At 41.0% G+C, this 19,052-nt stretch carries 18 protein-coding genes and 1 pseudogene; 4 read left to right on the forward strand and 15 right to left on the reverse strand.

What is annotated here, in order from left to right:
* Positions 1 to 11: 11 nt before the first annotated feature.
* The 8 genes from AC5YCI_RS07835 to paaA are packed head-to-tail and all read right to left on the reverse strand — an operon-like array spanning position 12 to position 6,789.
* Positions 12 to 1,547 (reverse strand): 3-hydroxyacyl-CoA dehydrogenase, encoded by a 1,536-nt coding sequence (locus tag AC5YCI_RS07835; protein WP_496175419.1) that lies wholly within the window; start codon positions 1,545 to 1,547, stop codon positions 12 to 14.
* Positions 1,548 to 1,549: 2 nt separating this feature from the next.
* The gene (gene paaG / locus AC5YCI_RS07840) at positions 1,550 to 2,341 is read right to left on the reverse strand and encodes a 2-(1,2-epoxy-1,2-dihydrophenyl)acetyl-CoA isomerase PaaG (RefSeq protein ID WP_496175420.1); all 792 of its coding nucleotides are present in this window, start codon (positions 2,339 to 2,341) and stop codon (positions 1,550 to 1,552) included.
* Positions 2,341 to 3,114 carry an enoyl-CoA hydratase-related protein gene (locus tag AC5YCI_RS07845; RefSeq protein ID WP_496175429.1) on the reverse strand — a complete coding sequence of 258 codons (774 nt, stop codon included), beginning with the start codon at positions 3,112 to 3,114 and terminating at the stop codon, positions 2,341 to 2,343. The genes paaG and AC5YCI_RS07845 overlap by 1 nt, the downstream gene beginning before the upstream one ends.
* 5 nt (positions 3,115 to 3,119) lie before the next feature.
* Entirely contained in the window at positions 3,120 to 4,178 is a 1,059-nt protein-coding gene (paaE, locus tag AC5YCI_RS07850; protein WP_496129580.1) for a 1,2-phenylacetyl-CoA epoxidase subunit PaaE, read from the reverse strand.
* A gap of 57 nt (positions 4,179 to 4,235) precedes the next feature.
* Positions 4,236 to 4,736, reverse strand: a complete 501-nt coding sequence (gene paaD, locus AC5YCI_RS07855) for a 1,2-phenylacetyl-CoA epoxidase subunit PaaD (protein ID WP_496129581.1) — start codon at positions 4,734 to 4,736, stop codon at positions 4,236 to 4,238.
* 25 nt (positions 4,737 to 4,761) lie between these two features.
* Positions 4,762 to 5,517 (reverse strand): 1,2-phenylacetyl-CoA epoxidase subunit PaaC, encoded by a 756-nt coding sequence (paaC, locus tag AC5YCI_RS07860; protein ID WP_496129582.1) that lies wholly within the window; start codon positions 5,515 to 5,517, stop codon positions 4,762 to 4,764.
* 12 nt (positions 5,518 to 5,529) lie between these two features.
* Positions 5,530 to 5,820: a 1,2-phenylacetyl-CoA epoxidase subunit PaaB gene (gene paaB / locus AC5YCI_RS07865; RefSeq protein WP_496129583.1), complete on the reverse strand. Its 291-nt coding sequence runs from the start codon at positions 5,818 to 5,820 to the stop codon at positions 5,530 to 5,532.
* Between the two features lie 27 nt (positions 5,821 to 5,847).
* Entirely contained in the window at positions 5,848 to 6,789 is a 942-nt protein-coding gene (paaA, locus tag AC5YCI_RS07870; RefSeq protein WP_496175421.1) for a 1,2-phenylacetyl-CoA epoxidase subunit PaaA, read from the reverse strand.
* Between the two features lie 259 nt (positions 6,790 to 7,048).
* Here paaA and paaZ point away from each other — a divergent pair, with 259 nt between their 5' ends.
* Positions 7,049 to 9,145: a phenylacetic acid degradation bifunctional protein PaaZ gene (gene paaZ / locus AC5YCI_RS07875; RefSeq protein WP_496175422.1), complete on the forward strand. Its 2,097-nt coding sequence runs from the start codon at positions 7,049 to 7,051 to the stop codon at positions 9,143 to 9,145.
* Positions 9,146 to 9,199: 54 nt separating this feature from the next.
* Here paaZ and AC5YCI_RS07880 read toward each other — a convergent pair whose 3' ends face one another.
* From AC5YCI_RS07880 to AC5YCI_RS07895, 4 genes are all read right to left on the reverse strand, one after another.
* Positions 9,200 to 10,639, reverse strand: coding sequence for a VWA domain-containing protein (locus AC5YCI_RS07880; protein WP_496175423.1), 1,440 nt, complete (start codon positions 10,637 to 10,639; stop codon positions 9,200 to 9,202).
* Complete coding sequence (locus AC5YCI_RS07885) at positions 10,627 to 12,129, reverse strand: AAA family ATPase (RefSeq protein ID WP_496175424.1); 1,503 nt, start codon at positions 12,127 to 12,129, stop codon at positions 10,627 to 10,629. Before AC5YCI_RS07885 ends, AC5YCI_RS07880 begins: the two co-directional genes overlap by 13 nt.
* A 358-nt stretch (positions 12,130 to 12,487) precedes the next feature.
* Positions 12,488 to 12,901: a PaaI family thioesterase gene (locus AC5YCI_RS07890; RefSeq protein WP_496129588.1), complete on the reverse strand. Its 414-nt coding sequence runs from the start codon at positions 12,899 to 12,901 to the stop codon at positions 12,488 to 12,490.
* Between the two features lie 93 nt (positions 12,902 to 12,994).
* Positions 12,995 to 13,546 carry a type 1 glutamine amidotransferase domain-containing protein gene (locus AC5YCI_RS07895; RefSeq protein ID WP_496175425.1) on the reverse strand — a complete coding sequence of 184 codons (552 nt, stop codon included), beginning with the start codon at positions 13,544 to 13,546 and terminating at the stop codon, positions 12,995 to 12,997.
* Between the two features lie 179 nt (positions 13,547 to 13,725).
* Here AC5YCI_RS07895 and AC5YCI_RS07900 point away from each other — a divergent pair, with 179 nt between their 5' ends.
* Positions 13,726 to 14,193, forward strand: coding sequence for a CinA family protein (locus AC5YCI_RS07900; RefSeq protein ID WP_496129590.1), 468 nt, complete (start codon positions 13,726 to 13,728; stop codon positions 14,191 to 14,193).
* Here the strand turns inward: AC5YCI_RS07900 and AC5YCI_RS07905 are convergent.
* The gene (locus tag AC5YCI_RS07905; protein WP_496129591.1) at positions 14,190 to 14,390 is read right to left on the reverse strand and encodes a hypothetical protein; all 201 of its coding nucleotides are present in this window, start codon (positions 14,388 to 14,390) and stop codon (positions 14,190 to 14,192) included. The genes AC5YCI_RS07900 and AC5YCI_RS07905 overlap by 4 nt on opposite strands.
* A 592-nt stretch (positions 14,391 to 14,982) precedes the next feature.
* On the opposite strand from AC5YCI_RS07905, the gene AC5YCI_RS07910 reads away from it, so the two are divergent.
* Positions 14,983 to 15,405 carry an acyl-CoA thioesterase gene (locus tag AC5YCI_RS07910; protein WP_496129592.1) on the forward strand — a complete coding sequence of 141 codons (423 nt, stop codon included), beginning with the start codon at positions 14,983 to 14,985 and terminating at the stop codon, positions 15,403 to 15,405.
* Positions 15,406 to 15,435: 30 nt separating this feature from the next.
* Here AC5YCI_RS07910 and AC5YCI_RS07915 read toward each other — a convergent pair whose 3' ends face one another.
* A complete protein-coding gene (locus tag AC5YCI_RS07915) occupies positions 15,436 to 17,121 on the reverse strand; it encodes an AMP-binding protein (RefSeq protein WP_496175426.1) in 1,686 nt (561 codons plus the stop codon).
* 268 nt (positions 17,122 to 17,389) lie between these two features.
* Between AC5YCI_RS07915 and AC5YCI_RS07920 the strand changes: the two genes are divergently transcribed.
* Complete coding sequence (locus tag AC5YCI_RS07920; RefSeq protein ID WP_496175427.1) at positions 17,390 to 18,670, forward strand: MFS transporter; 1,281 nt, start codon at positions 17,390 to 17,392, stop codon at positions 18,668 to 18,670.
* 249 nt (positions 18,671 to 18,919) lie between these two features.
* Here AC5YCI_RS07920 and AC5YCI_RS07925 read toward each other — a convergent pair.
* Positions 18,920 to 19,052, reverse strand: a pseudogene (locus tag AC5YCI_RS07925) (IS5-like element ISAba27 family transposase); the annotation flags it as partial.

Below are 19,052 nucleotides of genomic sequence, written 5' to 3' on the forward strand. Positions count from 1 at the left end.
TACATCCTGTTTTAGCCAGCTTGGCGATAATCCATTAATTTTTGTTGTTGTGCATTTTCTAATGCCGCTTTCTTGCGTAAATATAGACTTGGTCGATATTTTTCTTCCGCATAGATACGATACACATTTTCCAAAGTTTTTAAAATAGTGTTATATGAAATTTTTTCTGCCCATGCAAATGGACCCATTGGGTAGTTCACACCATATTTCATTGCCAAATCAATATCTTGTTCGGTCGCTACGCCGTGTAAGACAGTTTCACAGGCTTCATTGACTAAACAGGCAATGCTGCGTAGGCATAATAGACCAGCATGATCTTTTAGCCAAATCGGTGTCACATTGAGACTTAAAAATAATGCATTCACTTTCGCAAAATCACTTTCATCACACCCATAAGCACTCAGTGCAATGGCTTGAGCCTTGTCCCAAGCATGATGCCAATCCATAAAGACGCGTTTTTGCCCATCGATATTTAAATCTAGACTTGAACCATCAGCTAGCGTGATCTGAATATCATCCACAACAATCATATCTTGCTGGGCTGGGTTTAACTCAAGCTTGAGGCTGCTGTGTTTTAAACGCGCCATAAATTCAGGCTGTGCCGACCATGTGCCTTGCACTTGAATCTGCTGCGGTGTAATGCTATTGAGTGTTTCAGGCAGATACTGCGGCGTCACTTTACCATCTTGGTAAGTATAGAAACCCTGACCCGTTTTACGCCCCAAGAAACCGGCATCAACGAGTTCTTGTTGCACCAAAGATGGACGGTAGCGTGGTTCATCATAAAAGGCACGATACACACTTTGTGTGACAGAGAAATTAACGTCTTGCCCAATCAGGTCAGTCAACTGACATGGCCCCATGGCAAAACCACCACATTCACGTAATACGTAATCGAGCACTTCTGGACATGTGATATGTTCTTGTAAGGCACGTAGACCTTCGGCATAAAATGGACGTGCCACACGATTGACAATAAAACCTGGGGTGGATTTGGCACGAACAGGTACTTTTTTCCATCTCTGCATTAAAGCATGTAATGAATCGGCAAGTTCAGTATTGGTTTGTAAGCCACAAATAATCTCGACCAACTTCATGACGGGTGCAGGATTAAAGAAATGCAAACCAATCACACGCTCGGGCTGTGGTACTTTCGCGGCAATTGCAGTAATCGAAATTGATGAAGTATTTGAGGCAAAGATGCTGTTTGGATTACAAATACTGGCCAATTGCGCAAATAGAGCTTGTTTAACTTCGAGTTTTTCGACAATCGCTTCAATCACCAGATCACGATCTGCCAGTTGTTCGATTTTTTCTACTACAGTTAAATTGGCCAGAGTCGCATCATAATCGGCTTGCGTCAGTTTGCCTTTAGCCACACGCGCAGCCAATTGCTGTTTTAAACCGTCTAATGCCGCTTGAGTACGTGTGGCATCCACATCATACAGATAAGTCGAATGACCATAGCTGGCTGCCAGTTGGGCAATACCAATCCCCATGGTCCCTGCGCCAATCACGGCGACTTTAGCTTGAAATAAATCACGCATCGTTAGCAGCCTTTATATTGCGGTGGACGTTTTTGCATAAAGGCTTGCACACCTTCACGATAATCTTCTGAACGACCGGCCAAACGCTGTAAATCACGTTCTAAAATCAGCTGCTCACTGAGGTCATTGTCATAAGCGGCATGAATAGCTTTTTTAATTAACGATAAACCATAGGTCGGTTGCTTGGCTAAATGTTCCGCCAGTTTTTCTGCTTCAAGCGTCAGTTGATCATCCGCCACCACTTGCCAAATCATGCCATAGTCTTTGGCTTGCTGCGCAGAGACTTTATCGCCCAATAATGCCAAGCCCATCGCCTGTGCACGCCCCACCAAACGCGGTAAGAACCATGTGCCACCTGAATCTGGCACCAAACCTAAACGACAAAAGGCTTGAATAAAGCATGCAGATTCTGCCGCAATGACAATATCGCACGCAAGCGCAATATTGGCACCGGCACCCGCAGCCACACCATTGACCGCACAAATTACAGGTTTTGGCATTTCGGTAATGGTTTGAATCATCGGGTTGTAATATTTTTCAATCGATAGACCTAAATCAGGTGCAGCAGCATTCGGATCTACCACACGGTCGTTTAAATCTTGACCGGCACAAAAACCACGACCTGAACCAGACAACACCACAGCACGGATTTCAGGATCTTTAGCCCATGCTTTTAAAGTTTTTGCCACTTCTTGATGCATCAGCTCATTAAAGCTATTCAGTTGCTGCGGACGGTTTAAAGTTAAATAGCCAACACCGTTTTGTTGTTTGACAATAATTGTTTGATAGTCCATTACACACCTCTAAATTGCGGTTGGCGTTTTTCTAAAAATGCATGAATGCCTTCTTGGCGATCTTGGGTGGCAGCCAGCCAAACGAAATGTTGGCGTTCGAGTTTGAGACCTTGGCTTAAGCTCACTTCATGCACTGTTTTTAATGATTGTTTAATCACACGAATGGCAAGCGGCGCTTGCTTGGCAATTTTCTCTGCCAATTCAATTGCATATTGCACCGTTAAATCTTTTGGACAAATTTGACTGGTGATGCCGTGTTGTAAGGCAGTTTGTGCTGAAATTGGCGTACCTGTCATGGCCCAGCGCATAGTAAGCTGCTGACCTACCAAGCGTGCTAAACGCTGCGTACCACCTGCGCCCGGCAACATCCCTAAGCTAATTTCAGGCAAGGCAAATTGCGCATTATCACCACAGAGCACAATATCGGCATGCAATGCTAATTCGAACCCTGCCCCAAAGGCATAACCATTTACCGCCATAATCAAAGGCTTAGAAAATTCGTCAATGCGTTTCCATAAGCTTGGACGTGGATCTTGTTGAATGCTGACCACATCTAATGCAGCCAGTTCATTAAGATCGGCACCTGCGGCAAAACAGCTGCTATTGCCTGTCAGCACCACCGTGCGAATCTCAGCATTGTGTTCGGCTTCTTGTAACGCGTCAGCAATCGCCGTTAGAGTGGCATTATTGAGCGCATTACGTTTTTCAGGACGATTAAGTTCGATTAACAATACGCCCGCTTTGACGATTTGGGTCTTGATCAGCATACGCAGCTCCCTTATTCGTCAAAACTTAAACGTACGTCATTAGTTAGCGGTCGTGCTTGGCAACTTAAGACATAGCCGTTGGCAATTTCATCTTGCTCTAAGCTGTAGTTAATCGCCATTTCGACTTCACCTTGTAACACTTTACATTTACAAGTCGCACAGACACCGCCTTTACACGCGTAGGGTAAATCGGCACCGGCACGCAACGCGGCATCTAAAATACTGTCATCTTGTTTTGAGACTTCAACCACCAATTCACGGCCGTCTAAGATCACATGGACTTTTTCTTCGCTACGTAGTTCGATTTGTTCTTGGCTGACCTTGGTTGTGCCGGTATTAAAGCGTTCGGTATGAATTTTTTCACGTGCAATGCCATAGTTTGGCAAAATTTCTTCCACCGCTTGCATCATGTCTTCTGGCCCACAGGCAAAGCAGTGATCAAAACGTTGATCGAGTAAATCGGCTTGGAATAATTGTTCTAGTTTTTCTGCATTAATGCGACCATTAAACAAGGCACTATCATTCATTTCCCGCGAGAATACATTAATCAGTTGGAAACGGGTTTTATAACGGTCTTTTAAATCCATGATTTGCTCAGCAAACATGGTTTGCTTCCAAGAGCGATTACCATACACCAAAGTAAATTCTGCATCTTGTTCACGTTGTAACACTGACTTCACAATCGATAAAATCGGGGTAATACCACTCCCCGCAGCAAAAGCTAAATAACGTTTACCGCCCACTTTGGCCGCTTTTTGGAAAAATACCCCTTGTGGTGGCATCACTTCTAACACATCACCCACTTTGACCTGCTCATTGGCCCAAGTGGAAAAAATACCTTCAGGGATCTTTTTAATGGCAATACTGATGTCTTCATCTTGACCATAGCTACAAATAGAATAGCAACGACGCAGCTCTTCACCTTGATGCACATGACGAATGGTTAAATGCTGACCCGGTTGATATTGAAACTGCTCGGCTAAATTATCTTGTAAATCAAATGCAATACAAATGGCACTATCGGTTTGTGGTGTTACAGATTTAACCACTAAAGGTACGAATTGGCTCATAAAAATCTCCCTATTTTTTTAACTTTGACTGTATTTATTGTTGGATCTATTTCAATGTTAGATACATTTAAAATAGTCAAAGGGTTCTAAGCAGCTCTGGCAACGATACAAGGCTTTGCATGCGGTCGAACTAAATTCACTGAGTAATTGGGTCTGGGTACTTTGGCAATGTGGGCATTGGATGCCAGCGCCTAACGCCACATGACTGCCACAAGTTTTGGCTTCGCCGACTGGGGGGGCAATCCCATAAGCACGCAATTTATCTTTGCCCTGCTCAGACATCCAATCGGTGCTCCAAGCTTCCGATAAATCAATCACAACCTTCACTGGGGCAAAGCCTGCAGCATTGAGTGCTTCAACAATTTGGCTTTTGAGTAAGTCTGTTGCAGGACAACCACTATAGGTTGGCGTCAGACGCACAATAATCTGTTCATCTGCATCTAAATCTATCCCACGTACCATGCCTAAATCTAAAATCGACAGCACTGGAATTTCGGGATCGGCAACGTTGGCTAAAACGTCCCAGCATTGATCGGTACAGTGTTTAATTAAATTCATGCGTCTCACTCCCTGTGATTGCGATTTACCAAACCATATTTGGGTAACTACGTTGCATATATTGCAACTCTGCTAAAATGTAACCTAAATGCTCAGTATGTAAGCCTTGTTTGGCTCCATTACGATAAGCACCTAAAGCAGGCACTGTTAACCCTAAACGTTCGACATCATTCAATACTGTTTCTGTCCATAAGGTTTTTAAGCTACTTAAATTTGGCAAAATACCTTGCTCAATTAAGGCTTGCTCATCTTGAGTTGTGCTGAACAACTCTTCAGTAAAACGCCACAGTTCATCCAGCGCCGCTTGTACTTTTTCATGAGCAAGTTGAGTGCCTAAACTTAAGCGCTCCATCCAAGCACTTGAAAAACGCACATGATATTTGGCTTCTTTAAGTGATTTCACTGCAAATGCAGCCACTTCAGCATGCTTACTTGCAGTTAACGCATTTAATAAAATGCTATGATAATGATCCATTAACCATTGACGTACGATGGTTTGCGCAAAATCACCATTGGGTTGTTCAGTCAGCAATAAGTTACGGTAGTCACGTTCATGACGGAAATACGCCAATTGATCTTCATCACGACCCAAACCTTCGAGCTCACCCGCCAAAGTCAAAGCATTACGCGCTTGACCTAATAAATCTAAACCAATATTGGCAAGCGCAATATCAAGCTCTAGTTCAGGTGCATGCCCACACCACTCTGCCAAACGATGCGATAAAATCAGTTGACTATCGCCAACATGCAGTAAAAATTGTGCCAGTGTTGCATTTGTCATCATCATTCTCCCTTACATATGCTCAATGCCATCTGGGATGGTATAGAAGGTTGGATGACGATAAACTTTGTCTAATGACGGATCAAAAAATTCAGTTTTCTCATCAGGTTGAGATGAAGTAATCAATTCAGACTTAATTACCCAGATGCTGATCCCTTCATTACGACGGGTATAGACATCACGGGCATTTTGCAGCGCAATCTCATCATCTGGAGCACGTAAGCTGCCCACATGACGGTGACTTAAGCCTTGTTTACTACGGACAAAAACTTCGTAAAGTGACCAGTTGTTTTTGTTATTCATGATTGTATATCCTTATTCATCAAAAATTTAAGCGACTTTTGCTGCAGCATCTTGTTGCTGCTTTTGTGCATAAACGGCGGCAGACTCACGTACCCAAGCACCACCTTCCCATGCTTTTTTACGCGCCTGAATACGTTCGTGATTACATGGGCCCTTGCCTGCCAGTACCGCAAAGAATTCATCCCAGTTAATTTCGTCAAATTCGTATTGACCCTTTTCTTCATTCCATTTCAAGTCAGGATCTGGCACAGTCAGCCCAAGCTGTAGCACTTGTGGCACCGTGTTATCGACAAACTTTTGACGTAATTCGTCATTACTAAAACGTTTAACTTTCCAAGCCATGCTTTGCGCACTGTTTGGAGAATTGTCATCATTAGGACCAAACATCATTAATGCCGGCCACCAGAAACGATTGACAGCATCTTGCGCCATTTGTTTTTGCTCAGGGCTACCAGCCGCCAAGGCCATCATGGCTTCAAAACCTTGACGTTGATGGAAACTTTCTTCTTTACAAATTCGCACCATGGCACGTGCATAAGGACCATATGAGGTACGGCACAGCGCCACTTGGTTGACAATTGCAGCGCCATCCACTAACCAACCAATGGCCGCCACATCTGCCCAAGTTAACGTTGGATAGTTAAAAATCGATGAATATTTCATTTTGCCGCTAATCAGCTTATCCATCATGTCATCACGGTCAGCACCCAAGGTTTCAGCCGCGCTGTAAAGATATAAGCCATGCCCTGCTTCATCTTGGACTTTGGCCAGCAACACCGCCTTACGCTTTAAGCTTGGTGCACGGGTAATCCAGTTGCCCTCTGGCAACATACCAATAATTTCCGAATGACCATGTTGGCCAATTTGACGGATGAGGGTCTTACGGTAGGCATCTGGCATCCAGTCTTTAGGCTCGATGGAAACGTCCTGTTGTATTTTTTGTTCAAATAACGCGGCTGCGGTTGTCATCTTATTGTCCTCACTTATCCTAAGTGTTTCGATTAAATTAAAACGATACACATTTAAAATCAATACATTTTTATTAGTATCATAAAATTTTTATGAATCAAATTTGATAAGACATTGTTTTTTATTAAATTAATTTTTATATTTTTCACATTAAATAAAATTTAATTAAAAACATGATTGACTTTTTGTTATTTAAATATCAAATTAGCACACAATAATTCAAACAAAACTATGGAATACAGGATAAGGAGTCAGTCGTATGCTTGATCTTGAACAACAACAAGACACGCCCGCTACACACGAAAGCCAAGAGTCAATTAAAGTTTTAAGTTCGTTGGTCTATGGTGAACAGTACACCGCTACACAAAGTCTACGCCCGGTGTATCATGCCATTAGCGGTCAACGGATCTATGAAGTGAGCAGTCACGGCATTGATACGCAAAAAATTGTGCAATATGCCAAACAAAAAGGCCGTGCTTTAGCGAACCTCACTTTCCATGAACGTGCCAATGCCTTAAAAAATATCGCGCAATATTTGATGGAACGTAAGGAAGACTATTACCAGTTGGCTTATGCAACTGGTGTAACCCGTAAAGATGCATGGATTGATATTGAGGGCGGGATTGGCACTTTATTTGCCTATTCAAGTTTGGTACGCCGTGAACTAAGCGATGAAAAAATTTGGGTAGAAGATGCATGGTTGCCATTGTCCAAACAAGGGAACTTTGGTGCCAAGCACATTTTAACCCCAAAAGCAGGCGTAGCTGTGCATATTGATGCCTTTAACTTTCCAATTTGGGGTATGTTAGAGAAAATTGCACCAACCTTGTTGGCTGGCGTGCCGTGTATTGTGAAACCTGCCACCGAAGGTGCTGAGCTAACGCATGCGGTAGTACGTGACATTTTAGCCAGCAACTTATTGCCTGAAGGTGCTCTACAGCTAATTTGCGGTCAAACTTATGATTTATTTGAGCATTTAGGCCCACAAGATACCATTACCTTTACTGGCTCTGCCGCGACAGGTCAAAGTTTACGTCAGCATCCGCATTTAAATCTTCATTCGATTGCATTTACCATGGAAGCCGATTCCGTTAATAGCGCGATCTTAGTCGAAGATGCCAACGACACGACAATTGACCTTTTTGTACGTGAAGTATTCCGCGAAATGACCACCAAAGCTGGGCAAAAATGTACTGCCATTCGTCGTGCTTTTGTACCACAAAATCTCATTGATACTGTACAAGAACGCTTGATTGCCAAACTTGCTAAAGTGGTGGTGGGTGATCCTGCACGTGAAGGCGTGACCATGGGCGCGCTTGCCAGCCTAAAACAAAAACAAGATGTGACTGAAAAAGTTGCGCAACTTGCCAGCCAAGCCCAAGTGGTGTTTGGTAGTCATTTACGTCAAGACTTTAGCATTGATGCCGCACAACCACAGCAAGGTGCATTCTATCCACCTGCGCTATTGCGTTGCGACCAACCAAGCCAAGCGGATGTAGTACATAATACTGAAGCCTTTGGCCCAGTGTGTACCTTAATGCCATACCAAAATCTCGATGAGCTTGCTGATTTAGTGGCACGTGGTGAAGGCAGCTTAGTCGCTTCTATTGTGCGTAATACAGACAGTCAAATCGAAGCCTTATTGGCCGCGATTGCACCATGGCATGGTCGTGTGCACATTTTAGATGAGCAAAGTGCTAAAGAAAGTACCGGTCACGGTTCGCCATTACCTTATTTAGTGCATGGTGGTCCGGGTCGTGCCGGTGGTGGTGAAGAACTCGGCGGCTTACGTGCAGTCAAACATTATATGCAGCGCACTGCAATTCAAGGCTCGCCAAATGCTTTAACCCAAGTCGGTCATAGCTGGACTGCAGGCGCTGAATTCTTTGCTGATCGTGTGCATCCATTTAAAAAATCCTTTGATGAATTACGCATTGGTGAACGTTTACTCACGGCACGTCGTAGCATTACCGAAGCCGATATTGTCAGCTTTGCGGGTTTAAGTGGCGACTATTTCTATGCACATATGGATAAAATTGGCGCGGCTGAATCGTTGTTTGGTGAACGTGTAGCACATGGCTACTTTGTGGTATCTGCTGCCGCAGGTTTATTTGTTGATGCAGCGGTCGGGCCAGTAATTGCGAACTATGGCATGGACAACTTACGTTTTGTAGAGCCAGTAAAAATTGGCGATACGATTCAAGTTGAACTGACCTGTAAGCAAAAGACTCCTAAAATCTTAAAAGACCCAACGCAAAAACCGCATGGCGTGGTGGTCTGGGATATTAAAGTGAAGAATCAACGTGATGAGTTAGTTGCAACCTACGATATCTTGACTTTAGTCGAGCGCGACTAATCCTGTTAAAGCCAGTATTTTCAGCATACTGGCCTTTTTAAACCTTAATCCGCTTTAGGTTGTGGCAAGTTCAACAACTTGCCCTGTTTTGGCTTGATAGATCCATTGATGATCAAATAAGCCTAAATTAAGATGATCAAAACGGAAATTCCCAATCGCCACGGCATAAAAACCGTGGCCATTTTGCTTAGCTGTCTCAATATTTTGCATTAAGTCTTCAGGCAAATGTCCCATAATAAAATCAGACACCACAATCACATCAGCATTACTAAAATCCGGCGCCTCTAGCATCTCAATAGCATGACTTAAGGCTGGAATAATATCGGTACCACCATAAAATGATTGTCTTAAAAACTGCAATAAATCCTCAATGCCTTGGGCTTGAGTCAATTCTAAAGTCGTGACTTGAGTAGAGAAGTTTATTAAATACATGGGACGATGTTGTTTCATGGCGTGCATGGCCAAAAATAAACTTAAGGCTTTGGCAATCAGTTCTGGTTGTCCATGCATCGAACCACTGGTATCCAAACACAGCACCATCGGGCCTTTTTGCCCCAATTGTTTTTTTAGCTGTTGTTGCTGATCAATCACTTTGGCTTGGCTTTCACCTTGCATACTAAAGCTCATGAGATTTTCTTCTAAATATTTTAAATCAAATAGAATTTCTAAATCAGGATCAGCCAGTAAGGCCAATTCATGTGGCAAAGTGTTGTTTAAATCCCGTGCCAATTGAATCCCCATCAGCTCCTCTTGGACGTGATCAGTTTGCATAGCAACATGCGCATCGGGTGGCAATTGCAATGAGGCAGCACTGCGTGGATATTTAGAAGGTTGTGCCGCACCCAAGCTATGGGCTAAGCGCACCAGTTCAGTATCTTGCTCTAAATATTCACACCATTGTTGAAACTGGTCTAAATCTTGTGGAGTCAGCTTGCCTTTGGAATAGTCAAGAAAGATACCCGTATCGAGACCTAAAGACTCTTTATGTTTGGCCATACGCTGTAAGCTGGCTAAAAAGTCTTTCATATCATCTAAAAAAGCATCGCGCTGCAAGGCCAGTTGCTCAAATTCCCACGCAGCCACCGCTTCGGTCAGTTTACGCTGCCATTTATCACGTAATAATTGAAATTGTAAATCCCGAAACTTGGGGTCTTGCAAACGCTGTAATTGAAGCGGCTGCTGCCAAAAATCACTTAAATCCGACCAACCGAGCAATTGACTAAATTCTTGATAATCATTTAATAGTTGTTGAAACTCAGACGCATCCACCTGTATGAGCTTAAGCCAGTGCTCTAATTGCTGTTGTGCTTTTAAATATGGATGCTGCTGATCTAAATTAGATTTAGCTTGATAAGCCCATTCTTGTACCCTTTGCTCAACATGCTGCTGCACTTTTTGATCATTTAAATAATGTTTTAAGCTGGATGTCTGCAAACTTTGCATGAGTTGTTCGGTCGCAGCCGTTAATGCAGCAGGGGTATTTATTGTTGGCATAATTGTTCCAAACGCACACAATCCTGTAACTGTAATTCATACTGTTGCAATTGTTTTTCCAGTGCTTCAATCAAGTTTTGAACATGCTGCTGCTCTACAAAGATTGAGGCAAATTTTGGCTTTTGTGTGTTAAAACGTTGGCTTAAAGTCTGCTGCTGCTGCAAAAACTCGGCTTTGAGATCAGCCAGTTGTCGCTGTAATTGTTGCTGTTGTTCTGGTTTTAAATGCTGACGTAGCGTACCTTTGGCATACTTAATACTTGGCGTTACCACTTCTTCTAAGCCGTAATAACCGCCTTTTAGCGTACATTGGCGCGTGCCGTTAAAATTACACACAATGCCACGAATTTCTTCGCCTTGCGCATCAATGGCAAAGAAGTCTTTATTCGTGCCCATTTTATCTAAGGCTAAATATAGAGCTTGATCTTGATAATGATGATCTAAATTGGTCACAGCATGTAGATAATCCTGTCCCTTGATTAAATAGCTATAATAGACATCATCGGTATAATAAAAATAGTTCAGGATTTCTTGTTCAAGCTGTTCTTTGTTATGGATTAAATCATCTAGCGCTAAATCATCATATAGCCCACGCAATAGCACTTGATCTAAAATTTGCTCTACAAATGCGACATCGTCGAGCTGATTCCATAAACAATGTTTTAAAATAAATAAATCACTGATAAGCACCGTGTCACGGCCATTTAAAAAAGCGGCCGCTTTGATTAAATAGGCAATGCGTTGCCAACGACGATCCGAAATATAAATCTGCTGATCAGCAAATTGCTGTTGCAGCTGCGCACGAATTTGACTAAAGGCATTTAACACATGCTCAGGCAAAACCACATCATAAATTTGCTCGCGCCAGGTTAATAATTCATCACGGCTAATTTTTAAGTCTTCACTGACTTTAAGTTTACTGCTACTTGGGGCAGCATTTAATAAGGCAAAGAAATGCTGCTGCTGTTGAATTGGATGTACCTGCAAACGCAAAATAAAACGGTCATACAGTGCATCTAAGCCTTGCTCGGCTTGTGGAATTTCATTAGAGGCACTGATGAGTACTTTTAGCGGTACTTGTTGCAATACATCGCCATTTTTAAAGGTCTTTTCATTCAGCAGCGTGAGCAAGGTGTTTAAAATTGCTGGACTGGCTTTCCAAATTTCATCTAAAAAGGCAAACTCAGCTTTAGGTAAATAATGCTCAGTTTTACGGGTATATTGATCTTGTTTTAAGGCTTTTAATGATACTGGCCCAAATAATTCTTCTGGGGTGCTAAAGCGGTTCATCAAATATTCGAAATATTCAGAGACTTCAAAGCCTGCTGCCACGCGGCGCGAAATTAAACTTTTGGCTGTACCGGGTGCACCATATAAAAAACTGTTAGCACCTGCCACACCTGCCAATACACACAGCGCAATCGTTTGTTCACGTTCAAACATGTGCTCAGATAATGTTTGAATTAAAGTATGCATTCGCTTGTGCATCATGACCAATCATCTTGTAGCAGAAAACTAAATTGTAACCATGAATTGGTTCAAATATAAATCAAAGCTTTAATATTTGCTGTTTTAAGCAGCAATCGAAAAACATTCTAATGCCTTGCTTACTAACCTTGCTATGCGTGTATTGAGCCAATGATAAAGAAAGCGTAAGGACTCTCTCCTTCCCCTACGCTTTCTAATGGCAAAATAGTAGCGTGATTTTTAAAGTAAGTAAAAACGATCTTTATTATTATAAACATCATTTTTACCGATTGTTTAAAATTAAAACGCTAAATTTTAATCATTTACTGAAATCAATATTGTCATTTAGTAGGGTAAATCACTGCCGTTTCAATGAAGCGTTTCATTCTGTACGCATTAATGCAAATGTGGCCACTGCATGCGCAATCATGTCTGCATTGCCGTCAGAATACATACTCATTTCAGCCGTGGCTAAATTTTTACCCGCTTTTAAAATTTTGGTATGCACAATAATCGCCTGATCTGCCGCGGCACGGCGCAAAAAATTAATATTTAAATTCGTGGTAAATGCACTCGCAATAATACCTTGATCCGCCATAATCCCCACATAAGCGGCAAAGTCGGCAATTTGCATTAAAGTTGGCCCCGAGACTGTCGCACCAGGGCGTAAGTCTTCCTCTTGAATATGACGTTTTAAGATGGTGCTGTCGGGTAAAATTTTTTCGAGCTGAAATTTTTGCATCGCACGCGGAAAATGTGTGACTAAATGCTGTTGTAACTCAAGCAGTGATAACATAAGCGTCCTTGTTGTGATGTTTTTATTGTCGCCTTGAGCATAAAAAAACGCCAAAGTACATGCAAGTACTTTAGCGTCATATTTAACTGAAAATTAACTTGAATGCTCAAGCTCGTTCACAAGGGCTTGATTAAAGGCAGGCAGATCATCTGGACAACGTGAGGTGATCAGTACCCAATCATGCATCGCACAACGCTGTACTTCTTGATCGACCCAGTTGCCTCCTGCATGTTGTAAATCTAAGCAAATGCTATGATAAGAGGTTAAGGTTTTGCCCTGAATACGTTCAGCATCAATCAATACCCAAGGCGCATGACAAATGGCGGCAATCGGACGACCATGATCAGCGAAGTATTGAATAATACGCTGTGCGTCTTGATCCACACGCAATTGATCAGCATTGACCGTACCTCCCGGAATTAGCAATAAAGCATAGTCATCTACATTCACGGAACTTAAGCTGCTATCTGGCTCAAAATCAATGGCTGGCTTGCTATCCTGTTCTACGGTGCGTACAGCTTTATTTTCAATTGCAGCATGAATGGCTTCTATACCTTTACTGCGTAAAAATTCCAGCGGTTGCTGTAATTCTGCCAGCTCTACTCCCGTATTGGAGGTCATGATAAGCACTTTTTTCTGACTCATACTCATTCCTTCTCATATTTTTTTTGCGCCTCATTTACTGTAAAGCAAATCCAGCCAGATCAGGTTGAGTTATATAGTGCCTATGTATGTTTATGCAGGAATTGAGCAGCAGATTGTAAATATTAGCCCTGAATTGCATTTAGTTTTATAAGCTCAATACTAAAAAAAGGAGTACTGGCATGCGAAAATGCGCCCAAGCTTTAGCCAAGAAAAAATGCTGTATTAGCTTTATCGAAAGTGCAACCTGTGGTTATCTCGCCCACCGCTTTGCTCTTACACCTCAATCTGGAAAAATTTTAGTCGGTGGTTTAGTGTGTTACGACTTAAAAGTCAAAAAAAATGTCTTAGGTGTGCCTCAAAAACTGGTGAAAAAGTATAGTCCTGAATCTATGCAAGTCACTGAAGAACTGGCGCGCCGTGCCCCAAAATTATTTGATTGTGATATCTATGTGGCCTGTACAGGATTACTTAAAAAAGGCGGCAGTGAAACTCCGGATAAACCTGTCGGTACATTTTTTTATAGTATCTTATACCAAGATAAAATTTATAATCAGCGCTGTTATTGCACCGGCACTCAGCAGGAAAAATTAGATAAAGTACTGAAAAAAATCTGTAAAACATTGCTTAAATTACTCAACACACACTAACGTAAGCGTTGTAATGCACGTTGTCTTTTCATTAAGCCTAGAACTTTTTTACGCGCATTAATTTCTTCTTCATTAAAAGGCAATATCTTTTGCAGCTGTGCCATGCTTTGACTGGCATGCTCAATTAAATAACAATCCTGCTCCACACTCCATTGTGCTGTGAGCTGCAGTGCCGCCTGCTGTTTAGAACGCTTCATTTTTTCACTCAACATTTTTTCTTATAGAATAAAATAAAATGAGAGACATGCAAAAATTTCAGACTAATGGCAGGAAAAAGACCCTAGCATAAAATCGTAACAAGGTAACAGGGGTGTCAATTCATTTATGCTAGAGCAAGGTTATTATTGGTCGCAATTCCGACAAAATCAATCAAGATTACTAATCACCCAACAACGCTTAAATAAGTTTACAAATTGTGTGAAAATTCCTCCAAAATAAGCTTTTTAAGCTGCTCAACTGTGTTGAGGTTAACATTTTTAAATTTCACTAAACTATAGCTAAGTATTCTGTATTTTTGACTGGTTAATGCAGTTGAACTTCATTTTAGAGTTGATGGGTAATAGGATTTAAGATCCATTCATTCCAATACAAAATCAGGACCAAAAGCCTGATTGATAAGCCATACAAATAGCAAAAGAGCATCAATTTATATCATCTCTAGCTGCACTTTTAACAGATCCATCATGAATGATAAAAATTGCGCTACAGCTTATGTTTAAATATACTACAGACTAACTAAAAATAATGCTGACCTAAAAACACAACACAATTCTATTTAGGATGTAGTCGATGCCTTTACAACAATTATTAAGCGTAAGTCGCCCTATTGCTTGGGGTGAAATGGATGCGTTTGGACATTTAAACAATGTACATTATTTCCGTTATATTGAAGATGCGAGAATTGCCTTTTTGGATGCTTTAAATTTCTTCGAACATTCGCTGTATAGTGTGATTTTAAAAAACGAATGTACCTATAAACAACCCGTTTTTTACCCTGATACGCTCACCACCAAAGCCTTAGTGACACATGTGGGCAAGAGTAGTTTTGTAATGCAATATGATATTTATAGCCAAGCACAAAATTGTTGTGTGGCCAGCGCCAGTAGTGTGATTGTGCTGGTATGCAAAGACAGTTTTGTAAAACAGCAGATACCAACTCAGATGAAAAATGATTTACAACGCTATATGCAGCAGTTTATACAAGCAGCCTAAAAAAGAGCCATCTTTCGATGGCTGTTTTATTTAAGACACTTGAGCTAAATCATTATGATCTAAATCACGAGGTAATTCACGACGCAAAATTTTTCCTACCGCTGATTTAGGCAATTCATCTATAAATTGAAGATATTTTGGAATTTTATAATTGGTCAGCTGCTGCTTTAAATAACTGTGTATTTCTTCTTGAGTCAAGCTTGGATCTTTCTTGACAATAAAGGCTTTAGGCACTTGACCAGATTTTTCATCCTCTACTCCAATTACTGCACTTTCTAGCACTTTAGGATGCAGTGATAAGACATATTCAATTTCATTTGGATAAACATTAAATCCTGACACTAAAATCATGTCTTTTTTGCGATCCAAAATGGTGATGTAGCCCTGTTCATTCATCGAACCAATATCACCACTTAAGAAAAAGCCATCTGGAGTAAAGACTTTCTGGGTGGCTTCTGGCTGTTGCCAATAACCTTTCATTACTTGGGGGCCACGAATCGCAATTTCTCCCGCTTGGTTAAAGCCAAGTCGTCGACCATGCTCATCTAGAATAACAATTTCGGTACCTGCAATTGGCAAACCAATAGTTTCATTAAAGCGTTCACTTAACGGTGGATTAAACGTTGCTGTGGGCGATGTTTCTGATAAGCCATAGCCTTCATAAATATAGCGACCGGTCACCGCTTGCCAGCGATCTGCAGTTGCTTTTAAAATTTTAGCGCCGCCACCTGTCGTCGTTTTCAAATGACTATGATCTAAACTAACAAAACGTGGGTGATGTGCCAAAGCATTAAATAACGTATTCACTGCTGGAAAAACCGTAGGTCTGTATTGCTGATATTGGTCAACTAAGCTGTCTAAATCGCGTGGGTTTGGAATAAGAATATTGGCGAAACCACGTGCCAAACCATAACTAAATAAGCAAATGGTAAAGCCATAAATATGATACAGCGGCAGCGCGCATAATACTGATTCACCATCTTCTGCAACGCGATCACCAAAATGACTCACGAACACAGTACTGTTTTGTGCCACATTAAATAAAATATTGGCATGAGTGAGTTCTGCACCTTTAGATAAGCCTGTAGTGCCCCCTGTGTATTGTAAAATGACCGTATCTTGTTGCTGTTGTTGTAGCGGATTTAATTCAGACGCTGGGGTGTTTTCTAAGATATTGAACAAATCAAATGCTTTTACCTGTTGAGGGCATGCAGGAATATGCGGTGCTGATGAGGTTTGCAAGACCAGATCTGTAGCCGTGGTCGCAATAATATGGGTTAAATCAGGGCACTGCTCTAAATCTTGTAGCTTTTCCAAAGTTGAATTTAACGCAATCAAAACCTGAGCCCCTGAGTCTTGTAATTGATGATATAACTCACGCTGGGTATAAAGTGGATTAACGTTAACTAAAATATAACCTGCTCTTAAAATTGCAAAGCTTGCAATTGGATACTGAATAATATTGGGCAGCATGACCGCAATACGACTGCCCGCAGCAATACCTTGTTGTTGCAAAAAATACGCTAATCTGTGACTGAATTCATCGACTTGTTGAAAGCTATATTTTTGATTAAGAAAAATAAATGCGGTTTTCTCTGCAAATAAACGCAGTTTTTCATCAATCACTTGCGCTAAGGTTAAATCCGGATGTGGTGGAACAAATGCAGGATTAACGTTCCATCGTTGATACTCAGCAATCCATGGTTGTTGTGACATAACTCACTCCTGTGACCTATTCTTATAGTTTTGTATAGTGAAATATTATTTTAAATCAGCTCAAATCATAATGGATAGACCAGTACAAATGCAACATCCAGTTAGTACACAATCGTATTTTTACAATTTTTTGACTATTTAGATCAATTTAACGCTGTAAAAGTATAAAAAACATGCTAAACATATTATTCCGTTAAGCGGAATTTAATTCCTAAAACTCAAAAATCAACATTATTTTAAAATAACAACTCTAAACAGGATGTGCTCAATGACGGATCATGTAGCAGACGCATCAGCTGCCCAAGAGGCACAGGTGCAACCCAAAAAAATATGGCTGACTGCTTTTATCTTGTGTTTCTTTATTTTATTGGCAGACGGAATTGATATTGCATTTTTAGCCTATAGCTTGACCAGCTTAAAGGCTGAATTTAACTTAACCACAGTACAAGTAGGTGCTATTGGCAGTTGGAGCTTAGTCGGCGGCGTAGTAGGTGGCTTAATTGGGGGTTGGGCGTGTGACCGCTTTGGCCGGGTAAAAGTCATTGTTTTTTACATGATTTTAGCGTCCACCTTATCTTGTACCTTAGGTTTTGTTGATTCATATCACCAATTTATTATTATTCGTAGTATTGCAGCCATTGGTTTGGGCTCTTTATATATTGCTTGTAATACCTTAATGTCTGAATATGTACCGACTAAATACCGTACTACTGTTTTAGCAACACTCATGACCGGTTTCACCTTAGGCTCTTTATGTGCGACTTTATTAGCAGGTTGGATTATTCCAGAATATGGCTGGCGTATGCTGTACTGGATTACGATTATTCCGATTGTATTGGCATTTCTGCTGTACTTTTTAGTACCTGAACCAGACTCTTGGCAGCGCTCGCGCGAAATAAAACGCCAAGAAGCTCTAAATCCTAACAACAAAGTCAAAAAACAAAATCCTTATCTGGTCATTTTACGTGATAAGAATCATCGCTGGATGTTTATGTTATGGATTTTAAGTGCTGGTGCGCTACAGTTTGGTTATGCAGGCTTAAGTAATTGGTTACCTGCATATTTAGAATCGGATTTAGGTATCAAGTTTAAGGAAATGACCACCTACATGGTAGGTACTTTCTTAATTATGATTTTTGCTAAAGTCGTCGCCGGTGTGCTAGCAGATCGCTTTGGTCGCCGTGCTTTATTTGCTTTTGGTACGATTGGTACTGCATTATTTTTACCTATTGTTATCTATTTTAACACGCCAACCAATATCTTATGGTTAATGCTAATGTTTGGCTTTTTATATGGCATGCCATTTGCTATTAATGCCACCTATATGACCGAAAGCTTTCCAACTTCTATTCGTGGTACAGCAGTGAGTGGTGCATTTAACATTGGGCGAATTGGTGCTGTCTTTGCACCGCTCACTATTGGCTATTTCGCGCATGGTGGCTCAATTGGCACAGGTCTTTTAGTCATGGCTGTGGCTTATTTTATTTGTGGATTAATTCCAGCTTTACTGATTAAAGACCGTTTATACGATCCACAAAAAGCAGAATAAATTCAATATACAAAAGCCCCTCAATTGAGGGGCTTTTGCTCATCTACAGATCATATAATTAAAATTTAGCCATGAATGGCAATTGAATGGGCATAAAGTTTAACTAAATCGCTGGGCCAAAATATTTAGATCCGTCACCTAAGCACCAATTGATCTTTTAGAAATTCTTATATACACTAAATTTAGAAAAGATTAAAAGTTAGCTATAATTTTTATATAACATATTTATTAGACCTCTTGCGAAAGTGGTTATTGCAAGTTTATTCGGTTTACCAGTGCAGCAATTAAGTTAATGCGTAAACCGAATCTTTTCCGTCTATTTCGATAACGTTCACTTAATATTCTAAATGTTTTCAATTGACTATTGATGTGTTCGATCACA

This window comes from Acinetobacter sp. CY17 (assembly GCF_059515825.1).